Raw genomic sequence first — 20829 nt, 5'->3', positions numbered from 1 at the left:
CTTACTTCATTGTCAGAACGACAACGCCTATTAGTATAAGTCCGATCCCCAGCATACTGGATAAAGCTAGTTTTTCTCCGAATGCCACTACAGATATCAATGAAACTAAAGCAATGGACCCACTCGTTAATATTGGATGTGCAATATTTAAAGGAAGATAATGTAGGGCCACTGCGTATAAAACAAACGCTAAGCCATATAAAGCAACCCCGGCGAGTAAAGGTAAATTGGTCAGTATCGACAAAGGATCATTGAGACTTAACTTGCGCAACGGGGGTGATACGGCTAGTTTAATCAACGCACTCGCCGAGGCATTTGAAGTGACCCCCAGAATTAAAATCAACCATTTCATAGTTTAACCTTGATAGAGTTCGGTAACGTAACGGATGCTTTCCTCTATATCATCTAGCACCAAATCGCTCTTTTTGGTTAACATTTCAATCGTGATAGGCATATTGGGAAAATGCTTTTTAATCAAGGGGGCAAGGCGCTCTTGATAGTCATTATTTTGACAAACCGGGACTAAGTCAGGTTCGCTTATGTGTATATGGCCGATATAATCCTTTACTCTTTCTAACGTTGACGCCTGATCTTCACTATTGATACACATAGCACCCGTGTCTAATTGCATCTTAATATTCTCGTGATTGACCGCCTGGACAACATTGGCGGTTTCAGTGCTCGTTGTCATAAAATTTGCATTGTAACGCGTGGGATTAGGCTCTAAGCATACAGTCACATCGTGCTTTCTCGCTATATCTCCTAGCCGTCTAAAGAAACTGACTGCAGTGTCGTGAATGTCTTTTTTCTCTAAACCAGAGCAATCTCTGTTTCTGGGAGAGCCAAAGACGAGTAAACGAGCACCTAGCGCATCGCCAATAGCACAAATACGATCCAAATGTGAAAGCATCCGATCTTGCGTCGCGGTATCACCGAACACGTTTAAGCCTTCGGTTCCAAACAATAGCGACTGCATCCCTAGCGGACATATACCGCTCGATAACCAAAAGTCTTTTACTCGCTGTACGTCTGACATATTGAGAGGACGCTTAGTATCAACATATTTTGAGGGCGCAAGATCGACATATGACACATCATACTTGGACAGCAAGTCTCTCACTTGGGCATCATGCTGAACTTGCCACGCGATGTTTGATATTGATATTTTGGTCATGATTTAGTTACCTTCTCAGATTGCGCGTAAGCTCGGATAGCCAGCAACACTTCTTTCTTAGTGTATTGATAATTCCCTTTCGATAGATAAATATCGCCATAACGGGTCTGAAAATCATATTTAGCAGGTTGAGATAAGACTTCATTATCAAATGTCAGATTAAACGCTTCTTGGGCGACTTCTTTGACTGAGATAGGTTCAGAAGTGAGATGAACGAGACGCAAGTTGGCGTTGAGGGCGGCTTTAATATCACTCCAAAGGTTAACCATTGGATAAAACTGGAAAACACCGCGGCTGTCAATCGCATCAAGGTTGTTGTTATTTAAGAAGTCGTAAACAACATTCTTTTTTAAGTCCGGTCCAACTAAGCCTGGTAGCCTTATTATCAAGTAGTCATCAAAGTTGTCTCTTACATAGTTTTCTAGCCGATAACGATTTAAACCATATGGATGTAGATCTTGGGTTTCAACCTGGGTATTTTCATCGACGCCATTCGCATCGCCAAAAACATCTACGGTACTGATCAGCACGAACTTTTTACACCTGACGTCTTTCAAGCAATCGATGAGCAAATCAATGGATTGGCTGTCTTTCTCTGGTTCTTTATTTGCTAGCCATTTTACTGCAGGTGCGCCGGAGCAAACGATAGTATCAAAACGTCTACCCTTGATGTCACTGATATTTGTCGAACGGTAAAAGTCTGTGAATGCTGTTTGTTTGATGAGTGTCTGTCCAACAAACCCTGTGTAGCCAATTAAAGCGCGCGTTTCGTTTGCCATAATGAATCCTTTGCTCGTAAATAAAATTGTCATGTCGCCATGCCAAATCTACGTTCTATATGGAATCAGCGTTAAGTCGAACGGTCTCAGTCAACAAGGCGCCGCACAAGTCGTTATTAAAGACAAAGTCAAGGATGGAAGACCCGCTTAAAACGGTTGAAAAATACGACGAGGCCCGCTTGAATAAGATATGACCAGTATAAATGCCAAGTACACACAGAAAAATGATGCTGACGTTAGAAAAGCTCATGGTGACTCAATGATAATCCCCCGAAAACATCGTGATTGTACGCGATATAGGGCGGCAAAATCGAGTGGATTCTGGCATAGGTGGATGAAAGCGGGTTATCCTCCAAAAATCAACCACAACGAGACGATCAACATCGCGGTTAGAACCGTCGCCTCGAACCTGTAACGTTTTAATATTTTTTCCATTGCCATCCCTCCAGGTTTGAAGGGTGAAGTGTATCAATAATAAGGCTGGCTGACTTGTTATATACACAAAATAAGTGGGAGTAATATAACAAAATTAGGCAGGAGCCAGCGTCATCGCCGCCCATAGTATCCTGGGGGATATCCCCCCTAAGGCCGATCGACTGAGCACCTCTGTCGCCAGGCGCTCAGTCGATGCAGTGCTATACGCTATACCCTTGGTTCTTCGGCGAGAGAAAAATCCTCTCGGGCCATGGTTAAATTGGGGTTATAACAAGGGTCATTGAGCAAAATATCCTGCCATTTGGCCTGCATATACGTCACTTCTTTATTGAAACGCGCTTGTTTTTCCGGAGTGTCTTCAAAGCCACGGGTTTTTGACTCGTAGTGATAGAGCTCGGCAAAGGGCGTCCACACGTTGTCATAGCCAGCATGCTTTAGCTTTAGGCAAAAGTCGATGTCGTTAAACGCGACGGTTAAATCATCCTCGTTTAAGCCCCCTACTTGCTCAAATAGGGATTTACGTACCACAAGGCATGCCGCGGTTACCGCCGAATAGTTTTGCGCGACAATAGCACGGCAGGCATAGCCTGGCTGACCTTTCGGCAAGTGTTTATGGGCATGACCTGCAACACCACCCACCATGATCACCCCGCCATGTTGCAAAGTGTTATCGGGGTACCATAAGCGCGCGCCAACGGCACCGACGTTCGGCTGAATCGCATGGCTCACCAGCTCGGTGAGCCACTCTGGCGTGATCACTTCCACATCGTTGTTCACTAGGGCAACCAGCTCGCCCTTGGCTTCGGCCACCGCTTTATTATTGAGCGCCGAGTAGTTAAACGGGCTATCGTCACGCAACACGCGTACATTGCTGTGCTGGGCTTGTAAGTCTGCGAGATAGCTTAACGTGTGCTGACAATCCGATCCGTTATCAACAATAATAATGTCGTAGTTCGGGTAGGTGGTTTTTTCTAAAATAGAATCAATACACACCTTCAGTACCTCTAACCCATTCCGGGTTGGGATCACCAGGCTGACCAAAGGACAGGGTGTTGGCAGATGGTAACGTACCCGTGCGTAATCACGTTCAGGGTGTTGCTCAACCGTCGCTTCAACGCTTTGACGCGCAAGGTGCTCCTCAACGGCTTTGATGCCTGCGAGCAAGGCATAAGGTTTTTCATCGCCACCAGTGGCTGTGCTGCCCTCAATAGCACGCCAGTGATAGAGAATACGTGGAATATGAATGATTTGATCGCGATTGACCTGCTCAGAAAATCGCAAGACAAAGTCCCAGTCTTGGGCGCCTTCAAAGCCCTCGCGAAAACCGCCGATCTCGTCTGCGATCGCTTTACGATACACGCCCAAGTGCGACACACAATTCATGGAACGAATAAGCTCAGGATTCCATTGCGGCTTAAAGTTAGGGTCATAGCGCGTATTTCCATCAGCGGTTAGCTTGTCTTCATCGCTATAGATTAATGCCACATCTGGGTTAGCGAGAATCGTTTCAGCGACCCAGTACAACGCATCAATCGCGAGTGTATCGTCTTGATCCATCAGCGCGACAAAGTCCCCACTTGCGATAGCCAGTGCACTGTTGCTCGCCGCCGAAATATGGCCATTTTGCTGACGATGTACCACTTTGATACGCGCATCTTGTTGCGCATAGGCTTGCAGCACCTCGCTTACCTCTGGATTGGTCGAGCAGTCATCGGCAATGCAAAGCTCCCAATGCGGATACAGTTGCGCTTGTACCGAGGCAATGGCTTGCTCTAAATGGCTCACATCTGGGTTATACACCGGCATTAACACAGAAATGTGTGGACGGTATTCAAAACTGTCCACCCGTGCCGTGATCGCTTGCTGAGCCTCGGCGCTCGGGGTGCCATAATGGGCTAACCAGTGACCGTATTCGTGGGTGGCTAATTGGTATTTTGTGCCAGCAATTAATTGATCAATGCCCTGAGTACGATACAAGGTCCAGGCCCGTTTAAGTAGATTCGTTGTGCCACCGTGTTGTTGGCGCAATTGGTTGACTAAACGGGCTTTCGCGGTCAGCCAGCTAAGCCACTGCTTAGGCTGACGTATCGCGCTCCCCACGCCGCGTATCGGTGCCGTTAAACGCCATGAGGTTGAGTGACGGATCTCCGCCATGGCTTGCTCTATGGCCTGGCTGTGTTGTTGGGCCAGGGCCAGCTCTGCTTGCACCGCGTGAATCGTTTGTTCCGCGTCACGTTGCTGACGCTGAGCTTGGCTAAGCTGTTGCTGTATGGCACTTAAATCGGCATCACGTTCAGCCACGGCGGCCGTTTGCTCATCTAATGCGGCGCGCAGTTCATGAATGCCGTTTTGCAGTTCTGCTTGACGGTTGCGGGCATCGTCTTGATGCTGCGTGACACTGAGTTTTAGATGGTGGATTTGCGCCAGTTGCTCGTAATAAGCTCGGCTGACGGTGTCAAACAGTTGGTTTTGGCTGTGCTGGCATGCCGCGGGGTAGCTGGCGGCTAAGGATTGAAACTCAGGATCTTGGGTAAGCATGCTGGGGTTTTCCTGCGACGCGCTTAACCGTTGCACACATTTAAACAATGCTATTACCCAAGGGGCGGCGTGCTCTGCGCGATAAAGATCAGTGAGGGTCGAGGCGCTATGGCACAGCGTGGGGTCAATATAGTCTTGGCAAAACGCCTCAAGCGCTTTCTCGGGGGCCGGCGGCAAGGCAATAAATTTGGTTAATTCGGCCATGACCTTACGTGGAGACTGCAATAAGGCTTCAAACGGCACCCAGTAAACCGGCTGATCACTTAACAGGGTAAGGTTATCAAAGGTGTGATGTGCCCAGAGTAAATAGCCATGTAACTCAGCAAATTGGTCGCGTTTTTGGAGCGATTTAACAATGTCAAGTGGATTCCGCAGTGCATACACATATTTGGGACTGACGGCTGCGCGCGCAAACACGGCTTGCCAAAAGGCCAATAAACGCGAGGTACGCGGATCTTTAAAGCCGTAGTAGCCCAAGGTTTCAATCCGGGTCAGCAATAAGGCCACCGCTTCGTCAATCAGCGCATCAACAAAAGGATCATCTAAGTCAAGTTCAGGCTGATAGGGGCTAAACCACACACAACCATAATAGGCTAGCAGTTTGTCGTTAATGGCGACAATGTCTAAATCTTCCCAGTGGCCTTTGGGGTTAAACTCCCCTTCTGGCATCAGGTTTTCACTGAGCGACACACCTAAAACCTCTAACGCTTTGGTTAAGGCACTGGTGCCGCTACGGTGCATGCCCAATACCACAACAACTTGGGGATTGGTGTGATGTGATGTGTTGGTTTCGTTTGTACTTGAAGATTGAACCGCGGGGTTAATGGTCATGATAAATGCTCGTGAGTGTTATTGTTCGCGGTGTTTAAACTGCGCAATTAAATCGGATTCTAAGGTTAGGCGCGCTTTGGCGTACCAACGTGCCAGGGTTTGGTTCCAACAAGGCGGTGGATAATGGCCTGAAAACACCGGCTCTTTGGCGATAGGATGATCAGGCAAATCTAAAAAACCAAAAATACGCGCGAGCGTCGCTTGGTGATGCTGGCGCAAGTCATCGTTGTGCACCACAATGTATTGGTACGACCCAAACGCTTGATCAATCGCTTGCAATTGGGTTAAAAAGCGCCCCCGGTCAAGGTAAGAGTGGCAACGCCTTGGGGCATTAAACGCCAAGTTATCGGCGTGGCGACGCAACCGAAATGGCTCGGCCAAAAACGCGCCTAACATACTACGGTGCTCGTTACCGCGCCCCTTTTCCATGTGGTATTGCGAGATCGCCCGATCAACGGGCTCCCGTACCATCATGATCACCCGCGCCCCCGGTGAGTAACTGGCAATGCGAGGTAACAGCTCAGTAAAATAGCTATAAATGGGCGTGGCATCGCAGTAATACCGCGTCGGGGCAGTGACATGTTCAAACGCCTGTTGATACGCCCTATCCCATTGAGTGGCACCTTGATGATACATTTCTGGTTCATCAAATACATGGGCTTCTTTATTGTGCGCCAGGGAAATGTCCGGGTGTTGGGCCAGAAAGTGCGCCAAGGCCGACGTACCGCATTTTTGCCCGCCAATGATATACAGATTAGGACGCACCGCGTTTGTCCTCCGGTGAAGCCGTTACCTCACTCTCGTCTAACAGTGTGGGCACAATACGCGATACCAAATCCACCGCGCCGGTGACGTGCTGGCTTTGTTCTACCACAGTAAACATGGCCGCATCGACGCCTCGGTGTAAAAAGCGGCGCTCTCCGTCAACCAGCGCCGAACAGCCACAGTTAAGAAAGTAGCTGCCATTAGGTAGGTTGCACTGAAATCGAAAACGCATTTCTAACGTTTGTCCGGCGGCCACATAAGGAATACGCAAGGTGTGATCGCGGGTCGAGGTCGCCCCTGCCAGCTCAAAGCCCGACACGGTTTTAATCATCATGCCACCGCCCACCTCAAAGGCTTCGCGCTCAAAGGCCACCTGATAGACATAATCATAGCTCTCACCGCCATTGAGCATATTCACGGTCTCACCGTGTTGATTCTCAATGTGCGGATGATGAATATGGGCACCGTCGCTAGCGTACCACATGGTGGAGGCCGGCTTCACACCGGGATCATAATCGCCCGTACTCGGGGCCTCTGTTTTGGTCTTTGCCGGTTTGGTATCCGTCTCGCGCAGGCCGTCGATAATGGCTTGACGGTAAGTTTGTCGCTCCTCACCCTCCATGTGCAGCAGTTTGTGGTATTGCTGTACCACTTGCTTGGGTTTGCCTTCCATTAACAGCTCACCTTGATCGAGCAACACGGCGCGGTCGCACAGCTCAATCACTTGCCCCGCAGAATGAGACACAAACAACAAGGTCACGCCCTTCGCTTGCAGCTGTTTTAGTTTGGCATGGCATTTGCGGCGAAAGGCATCATCGCCTACCGCCAAGGCTTCATCAATGATGAGCACATCTGGGTCAATGTGCATCACCACCGCAAACACCAAACGCAGCATCATGCCACTGGAGTAGTTTTTGACCGGTTGATCGATAAACCGGCCGATATTGGCAAAGTCGGTGATTGCCTCGAACCGCGCTTCGACCTCTTGGCGCGTCAGGCCCAATAGCTGGGCATTAAAATAGACATTTTGGCGGCCGGTGAACTCGGGGTTAAACCCAGAGCCTAACTCCAATAGCGCCGCAACACGGCCTTGTAAATGGATGCTACCTTGATCGGGCTGCATCACGCCACAAATCAACTGCAGTAAGGTGGATTTACCACTGCCGTTATGGCCAACAATGCCGACGGTTTCGCCTTTCTCTGCATGAAAGTCAATGTTGCGCAAGGCATAAAAGCGCTCGTCGTTTGGACGTGGCCACAATGCTTGGCGTAGACGTTGCCAAGGGCCACGGGCTAAGGCAAAACTTTTAGTCACCTTTGAGACAGAAACAACCATGATGCTTATTAGTTAGCGGCTAAGGGCGGTTATTATGGGGAAAAGCGAGGCGGTTTGCAAAGAGGTGTTAGCGGTTAACCGCGCACGTAAAGACACCAATAAAAAAAGCGCCCCGTGAGGGGCGCTTTGTTTGATTTTCAGTCTCTTTATTACCTAATGGGTAATCACTTACAGAGTGAAATCTACGATGTCACGTTCTTCAGCTTGTGAACCAGTTTGGATATCAGTGCCGCTAGCGTCTTTCTTCTTAACAGCGACTTCACCTACGTTGGTTTCAACTTCGAACAGCATACGTGCTTGACGGTTTTGCGCCACTTCGATGCCTAGCTGGTCTGCGATAGTTGCAGGGTCAACCGTTACAGCACCGTTAGATGGTAGACGTACAGTCAGCTCTTCGCGGTCAGCCAGTACGTTACGCTCGCCAGATTCGCCACGTGCGTGTGCGTCGTATTCCCAAACGGTCACGTAAATCTTACCGCCTTCTTCTGGAAGGATGCCAGATACGTCACGGATGTGAACAGAGTTAGAAGACGTGGTACCCGTTAGGATAGTGTCGAACTTCAGACCGTCACGCGTGATTAGGAACAGCTCAGACAGTGTGTCTTCAAAATCATTGTAAGTATCTTGATCCACACCTTCAATTTTAGCTGTAACTGAGATGCTCTGTGCTTCAACCGGTGTTGTGTTGTCGGCTTCTACGTACAAGTTTTGCAGATTGCTCCAAGTACCAACAACTGAAGAAGCTTTCGCGTCTTCATCGATATTACCTTGTAGAACTGCATCACCTGCGTCTGTCGTTGCAGACATGCCATCGCTTGACAGTTTCCAACCAGAGGCTGTGCCGTCTTTCAGTAATAGGTTACCTGCATCATCTGCGCGGAATGCGTTCAAGTCACCATTTAGCGTTAATTCAACTTTGTTCAGCTGAATGTTTTGGTTAGAGGTACGGTTGTACAATTCAAAACCAGTTGCCGTGATGTCTTCGTCGTTCGCGATACCATCACTTGGGTTGTCTGTATCAACACCTAAGAATCCTGTTGAAACCAACGCTGTACCCTTGCCTACGGTATCTACTTCTAACTCGAACAAATCGCCAAGCTCGAACAAAGTACCTGACTGCTCTGGGTCTGCAGAGTAAGAGGCGTTTTTCAGCGCACCAATCTTAACCGATACGTCGTTGTTTTGGCCAGACTCCAGGTTGAAGATTTGGTTTGCATTGGCGAAGTCAAAGTTGATCGCCGTACCAGCACCAACCAGCTGTTGATCAAATCCAGCTAGGCCTTCTAGATAAAGCTCACCTGAGTCGTTCAGGCTACGAATATAGGCAACTTTTTCTTCGTCAGTGGTAGCGTCTGTTCCGTCGTTTTCATAACCAGGCGTACCCGAGGTATCACCTGCGACCGCAGTGCCGTCACCGGTGTTAATCGCTTCAAGTGCAGCGTTCAAAGCTGTAGTGTCCGCCGCGAGACCAGCTGCAATTGCTGCTTCATCAACGGCACTGTCACTGTCCAATTCAATCATGTCATCGAAAGAGCCTTCTGTTTGAGCTAAAGCCAAACGAAGACGCTTGCCGTTGAGGTCGATTGCATAATCAATTTGCTTATCGCCAGCAACATCAATGAACTTAAAAACTTTGCTCAGATCTGAGTCTAAAACTGGAGATCCTGCTGTGCCAAGGGCTGCCAGTACCGGTTGTATCCGCATTCACAGTGGCCAGTTTCATATCGATGTTGATATCATTAGAAGTCGCTGTTTCGCCTGTTAGCCACTGGCGTACTTCGTTCTCGTTAAACGTTGCATTACCTACTAACTCAATGGTAATGAAACCATTTTGTTTTAGGTCGCCGTTGACTTCAAATTTCGCTGCAACCTGTTCTTCTGCGGTTGAAAAACTTAAAACCGGCTGTTTTGTAACTGCAGCGAGTACGGTTGTATTCACATCTTCAGATGGTGAACTAAAGCCATTATAGTCAAGGTCAATGTCCGCCATTGCTGGGCCAGCAAACACTGATGCTACTGCTGCTGCTAGAAAGGTTTTCTTTAACATGTTAGTTATATCCTTTAGTTGGATCCATTTTATAAATCTGACTCTCTACCGAGAGCCATTTGATCAACTCCGGTGCACTTTCCGTCGCACCTACCGCTTGCTAGTTCAAGCCTTGCACACAGTTAAGCATACTGCGCGACTTTTTCAAGCCTTGGTTAGCGTTACGTTACGTTTTAGTCCGCGCTCCGAAGTGCGCGACTTAATTCTTATTAATAATCGCTGTTAAGTCAATGACAAATAGCGGTGCACAAACCGAAAGCTTAGACATCTGTCACACTCAAAATGAGACACTGCTCACAATTAAAGAGTAAACACTGTGGTCTTCGTTTTAAATTGCACTCTGCCATAACACCTACAAGCCACTGATTTAAAAGCAATTTATTTTATTATTAAGCCTTTTTAAGGTATTTTCTCGTGATAAACATCGCGTTTTGAAACGAAATTGAGCCCAAAAGTTTAAGTGACGTGATTTTGTACACTTTTACTTATTAAACATCAGGGAATTGTTATCAAAAAACGATAAGTGTCACACAATTGTCAGATTTAATTGGATAAAAAAACGCCACCTAAGGGTATTAGGTGGCGCGATATGCAGAGAAGTGCTTATTGCGGTAAGCTTTGCGCTAATTCCCAGCCCGTGAGTGATTTAAACTCTTTGGTATAAAATTGCGCTTCATCACGATTACTGATGACATAAGGGGTAATTAACAATACTAACTCCGTCGAGTTTTGTGATTCTTCGGTATAGCTAAATAAGCCACCTAGCAATGGAATGTCACCTAATAACGGGACTTTCTTTTTAGAGCTGTTGTTGTCTTTGGAGATCAACCCGCCCATGTAGACAGTGTCACCACTGTCTGCGAGTAAACGCGTTTGCAGCGAACGTCGGTTAATGGGAATACTGTCACCCGATTTGACCCCCTGAGAGCTGACCTCTTGGCTGAGTATCAGCTCTACAAGGCCATTCTGATTGATGGTTGGAGTAATATCTAAGGTGATCCCCACGTCAACATACTGATAGGTAATGGTGGCGGTGGAGTCATCTCCCCCCCCTGACACTTCACCGGTTTTAACTTGAATTTGCTCACCGATATTGATTCGCGCGGGCTCTTGGTCCATCGCGATAATACGTGGGCTTGATAATACTTGTGCCTTACCGGAGTCTAATGCCGCAGAAAACTTAGCGGTAAAGTCACCAAACACGCCGTTCAGGGTAAGGTTACCCGCGGTTTGGATCAGGCCATTGGTACCGCCGGTGACATCACCTTGATCGGTGTTGAATTCGGTGCCGAATGAATAACCGTCTTCTACTTTTACTTCCGCAACGGTTGCCTGTAGCAACACTTGGCGAGGGCGCTGATCCACAAACTTGAGTCGCTCAATCAGGCGCTGATAGTCCGCATACTGTCCTTGAAAAATAATCGCATTGCGCTTGTTGTCGATCACGACTCGGAAGTTTTTATCCACCACGCTCATGGCGCCAGCGGTATTGCTCCCTAAACGCTGAAACCCGACATTGCCTGGTGTCACGCCGTTGCCCTTGGCTGATTCCACAATGTTTTGTTGTGCCGCTTTTTGGGTATTCCCGTTTTTCGCCTCTTTTCCGCCAAATATAGTAGAAACGACATTCCACGCATCTGACGCCTTGGTGTTTTTCATGTAATAGGCATAGACACCGTTTTTGCCCTCTATTTTTTCTGGAATATCCAGCCGCTTGAGCCATTCTTGAGTCGTGCGTAACCACGCTTTTGTGCTTGACGAAATGAGCAGCTGTTCACTGTTTACTGGCGTCAAGATCACGCCGTGCGTTCCTCGTCCTATCGACGTCGGGATCGAGGCTGCGTCTAGCGCCGCTTTCAGAGATTTCGACAGCTCCGAGGCGGTTTTGTATCTGGGCGTTGCTAATGCCATATGACTGGCTGACTTGCTTGGCACATCAAGTTTAGCGAGTAAATCCTCTACGCGTTTGATCTCTTTTTGTTGCGCCACCACCATCAAGGAGTTGAGGTGCGTTTGCACCAACACAGTACCACCGCTGCCCTCTCTGAGGAGTTTTGATACCATTGATGAGGCTTGGTTGATGGATAGGTAGTAAACAGGAATGATTTGCGCGACTTTGCCGTATCGCAGCATTGGCTTAACCGATTGGCTCAACAACTCTGGGGTTTGGTTGTTGGTTTTCGACGCGGGAATCACTTTAATCAGATCATCTTCACGCACCAATGCAATGCCGTTAACTTGGAGCACCTCCTCGACAAGCCCTAACATTCTCGACGCACTCACCGCTTTATTCACGCGGAGTGTAATCGGGGATGTTTGCTCTGACAGATCATTATCGACGATATAGTTAACACCCAGCACATCTCCTAATGCCAAATTAATAAAGTGGTTAACCGGCAGTGCGTCGGCATTGAGTTTTACCGGTTGCTCGGGCAAGCCCAGCGCTTTATCGATGCCACTGCTTTTTTTTCCCGCGTGCAACAGGGGGGCGCTACGAATGCTGTCGTCAAATTGTACATATTGACCGGGCTTGAGCGATTCACCATTTTCATCTACACCGTTTTCGCCAACAATCGTTTCGGTGTCCCCTTGCGTGCTGCTTGGAGGGGTTGGGTAGTTATTAGGTGGCAATGGTTTAAAGTTTGCACACCCCGCCAGCATAGATGTGAGCATTAACACTGCGGCTAATGAACGGTATTTATTTATTGTCTGTTTTACACCACTCATGATGATGGGGTTTCCTCTTTACTAGATTTGCCTGGGTTGGTAACCGGAAATAGCTGCCATTGTTTGGTGTTGCCATCAGGCAGACGCGTTGTCGCTTGGTTTCCATCCACTTGAGTTAGTTGGCCGATAATAGGGTCTTGTTGCCCCGGTGACAAACTGATGCGCTTGTCATCGGCAACGAATACAGCAAAAACCGTGCTGCCTTGTTCTATGATGCCAGCTAATACAAAGTCATTCACGCCTGACTTTTCCGGGGGAGGCGTATTGGTTTCACCCTCTTGTTGATCGCGCGATACAATTTGCCGCCCTTCGGTAAATAGGTTTCCGGGCGGCGGTGCCACCTCAATAAACGTATATTCTTTCGGTAGGCTAAGAGCCACTTTGTTTGCTTCCAGCGCTGATGAAGGCTGTGTCTGCCAATAAGTCAATACCAGCCCTAACATCGCGGCGCCCCCTATTACTGCAAGCAGCTTATACTCACTACGCCATGCTTTACCCAGTATCATTGCGACCTCGCTTTTAGCTGGGGCAAGCTTAGTTTTCTGTAGCCGCGTAAATTAATCGCAATCTCGTAGGTCTCCTCTTTATTACGACGCGAGGCATTCACTTGTTTAATCTCGACAAATGCTGGTTCCATGATCTTTTGTTGATTCGCTAATCGTGTTAGAAGATAGAGGATGTCATCGCTGCTTCCTTGAAGCCGCCAGTTTGACTGCACATTTTCGCCTAACCAAGGGGTCATGACCGGTTCAGCGAAACGCCGCCCAGTGAACTTTAGCCCCAAAGGCCGATAAACATCCTCGAACGCATTCACTTGATTAGATATCGCGCGCCCATTGGTACGTTCATCAATCAGTCCTTGCTGTGCCTGAGTAAATGCTGTGTCCACTTTTTTAATCCATTGTTGGATCGCACTTTCATTGCCTTTGAGTGCTTGCAACTTACCAAGTTGAAGCTGCTTTTGCTCAAGACGTTGTTCAACGTCTGAACGCCACTGCAAATAAGGGTCTACGATAGCAAGGCCTATAATAACAAGCACACAAAGCAAGCTTACCCATTGCACCAGCGGACTTGAAAGTTCGTCTTTTAGCGATGATCCCCGCCATGTTTGTCGAATGGTTTCAATCATCAACCCGCCTCCTTCACTTGCAGTTCCGCCTGAAACTCCTGACGACCGGATTCCGTTTGGGTTACTTCACCCAATAACCGCGCATTGGTCACTTCTTCGATATTTGATATCGAGTCTAACAAGCCAAGCGTGTCCTCAATCGAGCCTCGTAATACTATCTTTTGGTTTTGGTATGTGAAGCGCTCAATAATCACATCTTTACTCAGGTTACGCGCAAGTTTGTTCATAATACGTGCGACAATTTGCTGCTTTTCACGAGCCTGCTGATACTTCTGCAGCACTTTTTCTTGCTCCAACGCCTTTGCACGTCGACTTTGAAGTTGCGCCGTATCGCGCGCTAACTGACTCACTGAGTGACCCGCTTGATCGAGTCGATAGTTAATAAGCGCCCCATCAGCAACTAGATAGGTTACGAGTAAGGCAAAGAGCATAACCATTGTTTTCCAGTAACGCCATGGATTATCAATATCGAACTGGTTACTGCATTTCCCTTGGGACAATACCGTCGATCGCGGCGTTTGACTAAATGGCTCGAGCGACTTGTTTTTTATGAGCGTGCAGCTCTCTGGATCTGCGTTACTAAACACCGGCTCGTGGTGCATCGCCAATTGCGCTTCAATTTTCTTGTAATGAAGCGGTGAGCTAAGTGGGTTGAGTTGCTCAATACATTGCAGCGCTTGCCATGTAACCGCCCAAGAAACCAGGCCATTTGAATTCTTATTATCGATGGCACGCTCTTGGTATATTAAGGTGCCTTTGTCGGCCGGCGAGCACGCCAAGTAGTACGTAAGCGCAGGAACAATGTGTGTTACACTCTCCCTGAAGACAACGTCCTCGGGATCCCAGAACCATACCGACACTAACCACTGTTCATCCCGCTTGGTTGTCCAAAAGTGTAGTGAGACCTGTTTCCAGTCAACGAGTTGCTCTATTTCATTTTTCACACAATCTTTTAACTCGTTGTGAGCAACAAGATCGCATTGATAGTAGAATGTTTTGAAGAGACAAAGTTGCTGGGGAACGAGCCCAATCACTTTGTCGAATCGCCCAGCCTTTTTTAAACTTGGATTGTCTTCACGATAACATGCTGGCCATACTAGCCACTGCTTTTGTAGTTGCTTAATCACTTGTTACTGCCTATTCATCTCGAGAGTCAAAATAGCGATACTGATCGGGAAAGTACCACGTCATGCGCTTGGGCGGAAACTGATAAGGCAGAATTTCATAACGACCTCTCGCCCGGATATCGCCAGACTGATATCTAACAATGTATTCTTTACCTGGATACTGGCTGTCAGAAGTAAACGGCACACCCATATTGTTTAATGATGAGGCCACTCCTCGCCAGTTTGCATCACGTTTTAGGCGCGATAACCGCTCAAGCGAAGCATCATTAAGACCATACAAAATCTTTAGTAACGCATGTGGCATCGCGATTAAGTTCGGGCTAGTGCGAGCACGAATTGACACCAGATCTCTCAGGCCAAATTGACAGCAGTTGGTTAGTTGGTTCTCACCTTTCATTGTCCATGAACCATTGAAGTCTTCTGGTTTAATGCCGGGTATTAACATCAGCTCGTCAAGGCTTCGAAACAGGTCATAACGGGGTTGTGGCCCCTCGGTCGCTGGTCGTGTTGTCCCAGAAGTGCTTTGCCAAGTAATGATCCGTCTAACGATATTGCTCGCCTGTGGCTCTGAATAAAAATGTCTAATGACTTTCGATAGCCGCTCTTTGTTTAAGAAAGTAAGACCGACTAACCCATCGGCATCTTGCAATGAGACCCAAACGTTGTTTGACAACCTCGTTGGTTCACTATCCGTGCGTAAAAGTGTCTCACCTAGCTGGAAACCACCAGAGTGACTTTCTCCACCATACATAGCAAAGAACAGTCGCTGCTCCGCGTTGTGAATTTCGAGGCGAGCACGCCACTTATCCCGAACATAGGTGACTTTTTCAATACTACGATCACTGCGCAAGATAACGACACTCGCCATGGCAGTGAGGACGGCAAGAATAATCAGTGTCAGGGGTAACACTACGCCTTTCTGTTTATTGCACGTAATCCTCATTTTACCTCTAGGCTATCACCCTGGTTGTATGCTTCTGACTTCATTGGCAAATAAAACTGCCATTGATAGGCGCGACCCTGCCTACGAAAGCTCAAACGAACCATAGGCGGTATAACTTGTTCATAATCAGCATCATACGGTTTATCACTCCAAAACCCTTCTGGCCGAGCCCTAAAACCACCAAATCGAATTTCCATCGATGTTGGTTCGGTACGGGCTGGAAGATAATATTGCCACTGAACATCACTGATATTATCTAAAAGGACCAGTGTTTCAGATGTTTGTGTTTGCGCTGTTTGCGTGAGATACGGATCAGTGTAAGACCATTGCTGAAACAATAATGCCTGTTGGTTATCGCGATCCTGAACCGTTAGTTCTACCGTCGCATAAGAGCCTGGACCATCAATAATGGGAGCATTGCTTAGAAACTTGAGCTTTTTTTGATCGCCATAAAAGAATGCTGTTTCACTGCCATAGCCTTGCTTAAACATACTCCCGTTTGCTTGATTAAATAGCTGGCTCAGCCATTGCTTTCGTAATTGCAATTCTTGGTAGGTGTTAGCGCGCTCCGTCGATTTTGACCATTGTAATCGACCTTGATCCAGCCCAAACATCACAAGGGAAATCACCGATGAAAAAACAGCCAGCGCGACAAGTACTTCAATCAGGGTAAATCCGAGGGCCGCATTGTTATTTGTTTTCATCGAGTTACTACTCTCATTATTCACTCCAACCAAGTTGCTCAAAAGAAAACGAGCTCGTTTGGTTGTTAAGTTGATACTCTACCGTGACTTTATACAACTGCACATAGTAAGGGCTTGTACCGTCACTGCTTCTTGTTTGTAGTAATGGTGAGATAGGGTTTGCTTGCCATTGATAGCTGACATCGCCCGCTTGATCGCGCCCACTGCTAGTTTCGGCCGGGTTGATGGCTTTAAGTGCACTGAATACCGATTGCTCTGCATTGACTTGCTGCTGGGTAGCGACCACTCGGGTGGCAGTGATCCCCGACTGCTGAAACAGCTTAAATATCACACTGAATCCGGCAGTGAGAATGGCGAGCGCTACCACCACTTCAATTAATGTAAACCCGCGGGATTGATGCGTTTTGTTAGCGGCGAGGTACAATGTTAACGTCTCCATCGGGGGTACTGACACCTAGTGTCCATTTATCTTTTTGGTCGTTTTGAATGGTTAGGTTTAGCTCACCACCTTTTATAAAACCATCACTACGGATAATGATGCGATCACTGGGAGCAAAAGCCAGTTGATGATCAGCGGCTAACGCTTGCCATTGCAATTGTTCGGCATCAATAATGAGTGTTTTACCCTGCTTTCTTACTTCGCTAGCGCGCTGGTTAATAGCCTGCCAAAAGCGCTCGATTTGCTCGGTTTGCTGAAAGCGCTGATATTGTCCCCACATATTCGGCACCACCATGGTCGATACTGCCGCCATCAAGGCAATGACGACCAACATTTCTATCATGGTAAAACCGCGCGATAATCGCGCGGTATGTCGAGGGCGAATCACGCGGAGGGACATTACTTCACGCCTACGTCTTGGTCTTCGCCCTCGCCGCCTTCTTGGTTGTCTCGGCCAAGCGTGTACAGCGCAAACTCATAGTTAGGCTTAAGCTTGTAATGATAAGGTTGGTTCCACGGGTCAAGTGGTAAGTCTTTGGCTAAGTAAGGGCCATTCCACATGGCGCTGTCGCCTGGATTTTCCATTAACGCGTTTAGACCTTGCTCGGTAGAAGGGTACTGCCCCATGTCAAGGCGATAGGTTTTCAATGCCGACGACAATAGTTCAATCTGCGCCCCTGCTACTTTGGTTTTGGATGAACCGACTTGATTAAACAATTTGGGGCCCACAAGCCCGGCCAGCAAGGAAATCAGTACGAGCACGACAAGTAACTCGATAAGGGTAAAGCCCTGTTGTTTGCGTTTGTTCATGGTGTCCTCTTACTCTTTTATAACCATTTATTCTTGCCCATGTGTCGCATCGTCGGTCTGTCAGTGCGCGCAAGGCTATAAACTAATGTTGTTGACTGAAATAATCCCCGAGATCAGCACAATCATGATGCTGCCGACAATGCCGCCCATGATCACAATCACTAAGGGCTCGAGTATGGTTAGAATTTGTTTTAAGCCTTTGGAGAGGCGGCGCTCGTAGAGGGCGTTAATTTCTTTAAAGCAAGGCACAAGCGATGCCCCTGCCTCACCGGTTTGTATCAGCCGGATCACCATGGGGGAAAAGAGCCCGTATTCGGCCAACGATTCTGCGAGGCCACGCCCTTCTCGCACTCGCAGGACCACATGCTGTAGCCGTTTGCGAAGACGTACATCAGAGAGGCTATTTAAGGTGATCTCAACTGACTCCACTAACTCAACACCTGCTTGCAAAAGCTTTTGCATGCTACTGGAAAACTGGACGATGTTCCATGCGTCTACGAGGTTACCAAATAACGGAATCGTCGATAACGCTTGCAAGGCGGTGTCTTTTAAATTGCCATACACGGCGCCGTAATAGAGCCCTCCCACCGCTGCTGCCACACCGGCACTAATCAGCATGAGGTTATCGTTAAAAAAGGCCGAAATATTGAGCAAGGTGCCAAGTGCACCAGCATCACCATTGCCTTGCACCATGGTCTCAAAGTTGGGGATCACGTAGAGAAACATGAAGAAAATCACCACCACACACACCACCAGCAAAAAAGCCGGGTAAGTGAGCGCTGACTTTATTTCGCTGACCAGTTGTTCTTCGCGCTCGATACGCTCTGAGACACTGAATAGCGCTTCACCCAATTGGCCACTGGCTTCGCCTAGGCGCAACATGGAGGCAACATAAAAGGGAAAGACATCAGGCTGAGCTGCAATGGCTTCTGACAGACTGGCGCCTGATTCAATGTCGTAATACAGGCGCTTTAGCGCCGCGCCCATGTGTTTATCACTGACGTTTTCTTGTAACGATTGCATGCATTGGTCAAGCGGCATCCCACTTTGGCGTAACGTCGCCAGTTCGCGCAGCGTCGTGATCAGCGTTTCTCGACTAATACGCTTGCTTTTCACATCGCGCTGCTCGTTCAGCATGACAACTTGTCGTTGCTGTTGTTGCAACTGACGCTTAGCTTGCACATCGTTTTCTGCGCGGATCCATCCGTCTATCAGCGTGCCATCTTTACGCCGAGCCACATATTTAAACTGCTTCATTCTTGTTCTCGCGTTTTCGCCTTAACAATTTAGCCAACTACACGCAGGACTTCTTCAAGCGTGGTTTCACCTCGCGCGGCTCGCATCAGGGCGTCTTGGCGTAATGAGCGCATATTTTGCTCGCGTGCTACCGCTTGTAACTGCGCCATTTCAAGCTCCGCGGTTTCGGCATCCGACCAACCTAATAGTTCAAAAATCGCTAATCGACCATGATAGCCGGTGCCATTGCAGTGATCACACCCTTCTGAGTTGGCTTTGTACCACTGAATATCAGTCGGGAGTAGTGCTCCCCAATTGCGTTCAACCTCAGAAAATCCCACCTGGTTCGCTGCATGACTGCCGTTTGGATCGGGCCGTTTGCAATGCGGGCAAAGTTTACGCACCAGGCGCTGTGCCATCACCCCTACAATCGTGGATTTAATCAGGTAGTCTGGAATGCCAATGTCTTTTAGACGAATGAAGCTGCTGGGTGCGTCATTCGTGTGCAACGTAGAGAGCACAAAGTGACCTGTCAGTGCCGATTGCACCGCAATTTGGGCGGTTTCTTTGTCTCGCATTTCACCAATCAGCATAATGTCGGGGTCTTGACGCAGCGCCGAGCGCAACACACTGGCAAAGGTTAAGCCAATATCGGCATTGACTTGAATCTGGGTCAAGCCTTTCATTTGGTATTCGACAGGGTCTTCAACGGTGATGATTTTGGTTTTGTCATCATTCACACACCCTAGCAAGGTATAGAGCGAGGTGGTTTTACCGCTACCCGTTGGGCCAGTGACCAAGAATATCCCGGTCTTTTTATGCAAGATCTCTTCGATAATGGCCTTTTGGTCAGGCAACATGTCGAGGTCTTTTTGTTGCTCTTCAGGCTTGTGGGTGTTCTCGTTGGCAAGCAAACGCAGTACGGCGTTTTCGCCATAAACCGTGGGGGTTGTAGCGACACGAATGTCTACTTGCTGGCCTGATAACCTGACGCGAATACGGCCATCCTGCGGGAGGCGTTTTTCTGAAATATCGAGCCCTGCCATCAGCTTAATGCGCGAGAGAATCGCCGCATGTTGAGCCATGCCAGGTTGGTCAACGGTGCGTAGTACGCCATCGACGCGGTAGCGCACAAAAAACTGCTGTTTGTTCACTTCAAAGTGAATATCTGAGGCGTTTTCTTTGATCGCGCGCTGGATACATTCGTTAACAAATTTAACCACGGGGGCGGCGCTACTTTCTTGTTCAACCAAGGCGTTACCCGCTTGGTGATCAGCATCAAATCCGGAAATAAGCTGACGCAACTCGTAGTTTGAGCACAGTACGGGGGTGGCGTGCAGTTGGTGTTGGTGCAGCAGTGCTTCAAAGACAAAGTCGTCCCAAATATCGGCTTGGGCAACCAGAATTTGGTCGCCGTCTCGGTGGAGGGGGAACGCTTGCCGTTGCTGCCACCATTGGGCAGGGAACAGTGATAATGCCAATTCGTTGCCGGGTAAATCATCACCAAAGTACTGGCTGAGTACGTCTGCCATCATGGGTAAGTCAAGTTGTTCGTGCAAGGCGATCAGTACGTCTTGCTCTGAGCAAAGACCGTGAGAAATACACAATTCCCCAAACCGTTGACGCTGACCCATGGATGACTGTTGTTGAATGGCGAGGATTTGCTCTATGTCGTCATCCGTGATGAGTTGTTTTTGTTTTAATCGCTCACCTAAAAACATGGTGTCCCCGTATTGATCTTGGTGTTAATGCAGCGTCGCAGCTTACACTATGTGGCTGCGTTTCTGTACTGCTTTGATTGATAAAATG

General features: G+C 48.1%; 19 protein-coding genes. All 19 read right to left on the bottom strand.

Annotated elements, in window-relative coordinates:
- Position 1: 1 nt before the first annotated feature.
- Entirely contained in the window at positions 2-352 is a 351-nt protein-coding gene (locus tag BZG23_RS11395) for a DMT family transporter (protein ID WP_074212355.1), read from the bottom strand.
- A 3-nt stretch (positions 353-355) separates the two neighbouring features.
- The gene (locus BZG23_RS11390) at positions 356-1174 is read right to left on the bottom strand and encodes a sugar phosphate isomerase/epimerase family protein (protein ID WP_074212354.1); all 819 of its coding nucleotides are present in this window, start codon (positions 1172-1174) and stop codon (positions 356-358) included.
- Entirely contained in the window at positions 1171-1953 is a 783-nt protein-coding gene (locus tag BZG23_RS11385; RefSeq protein ID WP_077607001.1) for an NAD-dependent epimerase/dehydratase family protein, read from the bottom strand. The genes BZG23_RS11390 and BZG23_RS11385 overlap by 4 nt, the downstream gene beginning before the upstream one ends.
- Positions 1954-2595: 642 nt before the next feature.
- A complete protein-coding gene (locus tag BZG23_RS11380) occupies positions 2596-5757 on the bottom strand; it encodes a glycosyltransferase (protein WP_077607000.1) in 3162 nt (1053 codons plus the stop codon).
- Between the two features lie 18 nt (positions 5758-5775).
- On the bottom strand, positions 5776-6522 hold the full coding sequence (locus BZG23_RS11375) for a sulfotransferase family protein (RefSeq protein ID WP_077606999.1): 747 nt from the start codon (positions 6520-6522) through the stop codon (positions 5776-5778).
- Positions 6512-7837, bottom strand: a complete 1326-nt coding sequence (locus tag BZG23_RS11370; protein ID WP_241837212.1) for an ABC transporter ATP-binding protein — start codon at positions 7835-7837, stop codon at positions 6512-6514. Before BZG23_RS11370 ends, BZG23_RS11375 begins: the two co-directional genes overlap by 11 nt.
- A gap of 189 nt (positions 7838-8026) precedes the next feature.
- A complete protein-coding gene (locus BZG23_RS11365) occupies positions 8027-9562 on the bottom strand; it encodes a VapA family S-layer protein (protein ID WP_131825379.1) in 1536 nt (511 codons plus the stop codon).
- A complete protein-coding gene (locus BZG23_RS11360; RefSeq protein ID WP_077606996.1) occupies positions 9483-9905 on the bottom strand; it encodes a hypothetical protein in 423 nt (140 codons plus the stop codon). Before BZG23_RS11360 ends, BZG23_RS11365 begins: the two co-directional genes overlap by 80 nt.
- Positions 9906-10508: 603 nt before the next feature.
- The gene (locus BZG23_RS11355) at positions 10509-12632 is read right to left on the bottom strand and encodes a secretin N-terminal domain-containing protein (protein ID WP_077606995.1); all 2124 of its coding nucleotides are present in this window, start codon (positions 12630-12632) and stop codon (positions 10509-10511) included.
- Complete coding sequence (locus BZG23_RS11350) at positions 12629-13138, bottom strand: hypothetical protein (protein WP_077606994.1); 510 nt, start codon at positions 13136-13138, stop codon at positions 12629-12631. Before BZG23_RS11350 ends, BZG23_RS11355 begins: the two co-directional genes overlap by 4 nt.
- Positions 13135-13761: a hypothetical protein gene (locus BZG23_RS11345; protein WP_077606993.1), complete on the bottom strand. Its 627-nt coding sequence runs from the start codon at positions 13759-13761 to the stop codon at positions 13135-13137. Before BZG23_RS11345 ends, BZG23_RS11350 begins: the two co-directional genes overlap by 4 nt.
- A complete protein-coding gene (locus BZG23_RS11340) occupies positions 13761-14888 on the bottom strand; it encodes a hypothetical protein (protein ID WP_077606992.1) in 1128 nt (375 codons plus the stop codon). Before BZG23_RS11340 ends, BZG23_RS11345 begins: the two co-directional genes overlap by 1 nt.
- A gap of 10 nt (positions 14889-14898) precedes the next feature.
- The gene (locus BZG23_RS11335; RefSeq protein WP_241837211.1) at positions 14899-15798 is read right to left on the bottom strand and encodes a hypothetical protein; all 900 of its coding nucleotides are present in this window, start codon (positions 15796-15798) and stop codon (positions 14899-14901) included.
- A gap of 29 nt (positions 15799-15827) precedes the next feature.
- Complete coding sequence (locus tag BZG23_RS11330; protein ID WP_077606990.1) at positions 15828-16535, bottom strand: PulJ/GspJ family protein; 708 nt, start codon at positions 16533-16535, stop codon at positions 15828-15830.
- A gap of 16 nt (positions 16536-16551) precedes the next feature.
- Entirely contained in the window at positions 16552-16974 is a 423-nt protein-coding gene (locus BZG23_RS11325) for a type II secretion system protein (protein ID WP_077606989.1), read from the bottom strand.
- The gene (locus BZG23_RS11320) at positions 16943-17374 is read right to left on the bottom strand and encodes a pilus assembly FimT family protein (protein WP_077606988.1); all 432 of its coding nucleotides are present in this window, start codon (positions 17372-17374) and stop codon (positions 16943-16945) included. The genes BZG23_RS11325 and BZG23_RS11320 overlap by 32 nt, the downstream gene beginning before the upstream one ends.
- Positions 17374-17784: a type II secretion system major pseudopilin GspG gene (gspG, locus tag BZG23_RS11315; RefSeq protein ID WP_077606987.1), complete on the bottom strand. Its 411-nt coding sequence runs from the start codon at positions 17782-17784 to the stop codon at positions 17374-17376. The genes BZG23_RS11320 and gspG overlap by 1 nt, the downstream gene beginning before the upstream one ends.
- A gap of 75 nt (positions 17785-17859) precedes the next feature.
- Entirely contained in the window at positions 17860-19041 is a 1182-nt protein-coding gene (locus tag BZG23_RS11310) for a type II secretion system F family protein (protein ID WP_077606986.1), read from the bottom strand.
- Positions 19042-19070: 29 nt separating this feature from the next.
- Positions 19071-20741 carry a GspE/PulE family protein gene (locus BZG23_RS11305; RefSeq protein WP_077606985.1) on the bottom strand — a complete coding sequence of 557 codons (1671 nt, stop codon included), beginning with the start codon at positions 20739-20741 and terminating at the stop codon, positions 19071-19073.
- Positions 20742-20829 lie beyond the last annotated feature (88 nt).

Source organism: Salinivibrio sp. ML290 (assembly GCF_001995695.1).
Classification (GTDB): domain Bacteria; phylum Pseudomonadota; class Gammaproteobacteria; order Enterobacterales; family Vibrionaceae; genus Salinivibrio; species Salinivibrio siamensis.
This window is presented reverse-complemented; position numbering and strand designations above follow the sequence as displayed.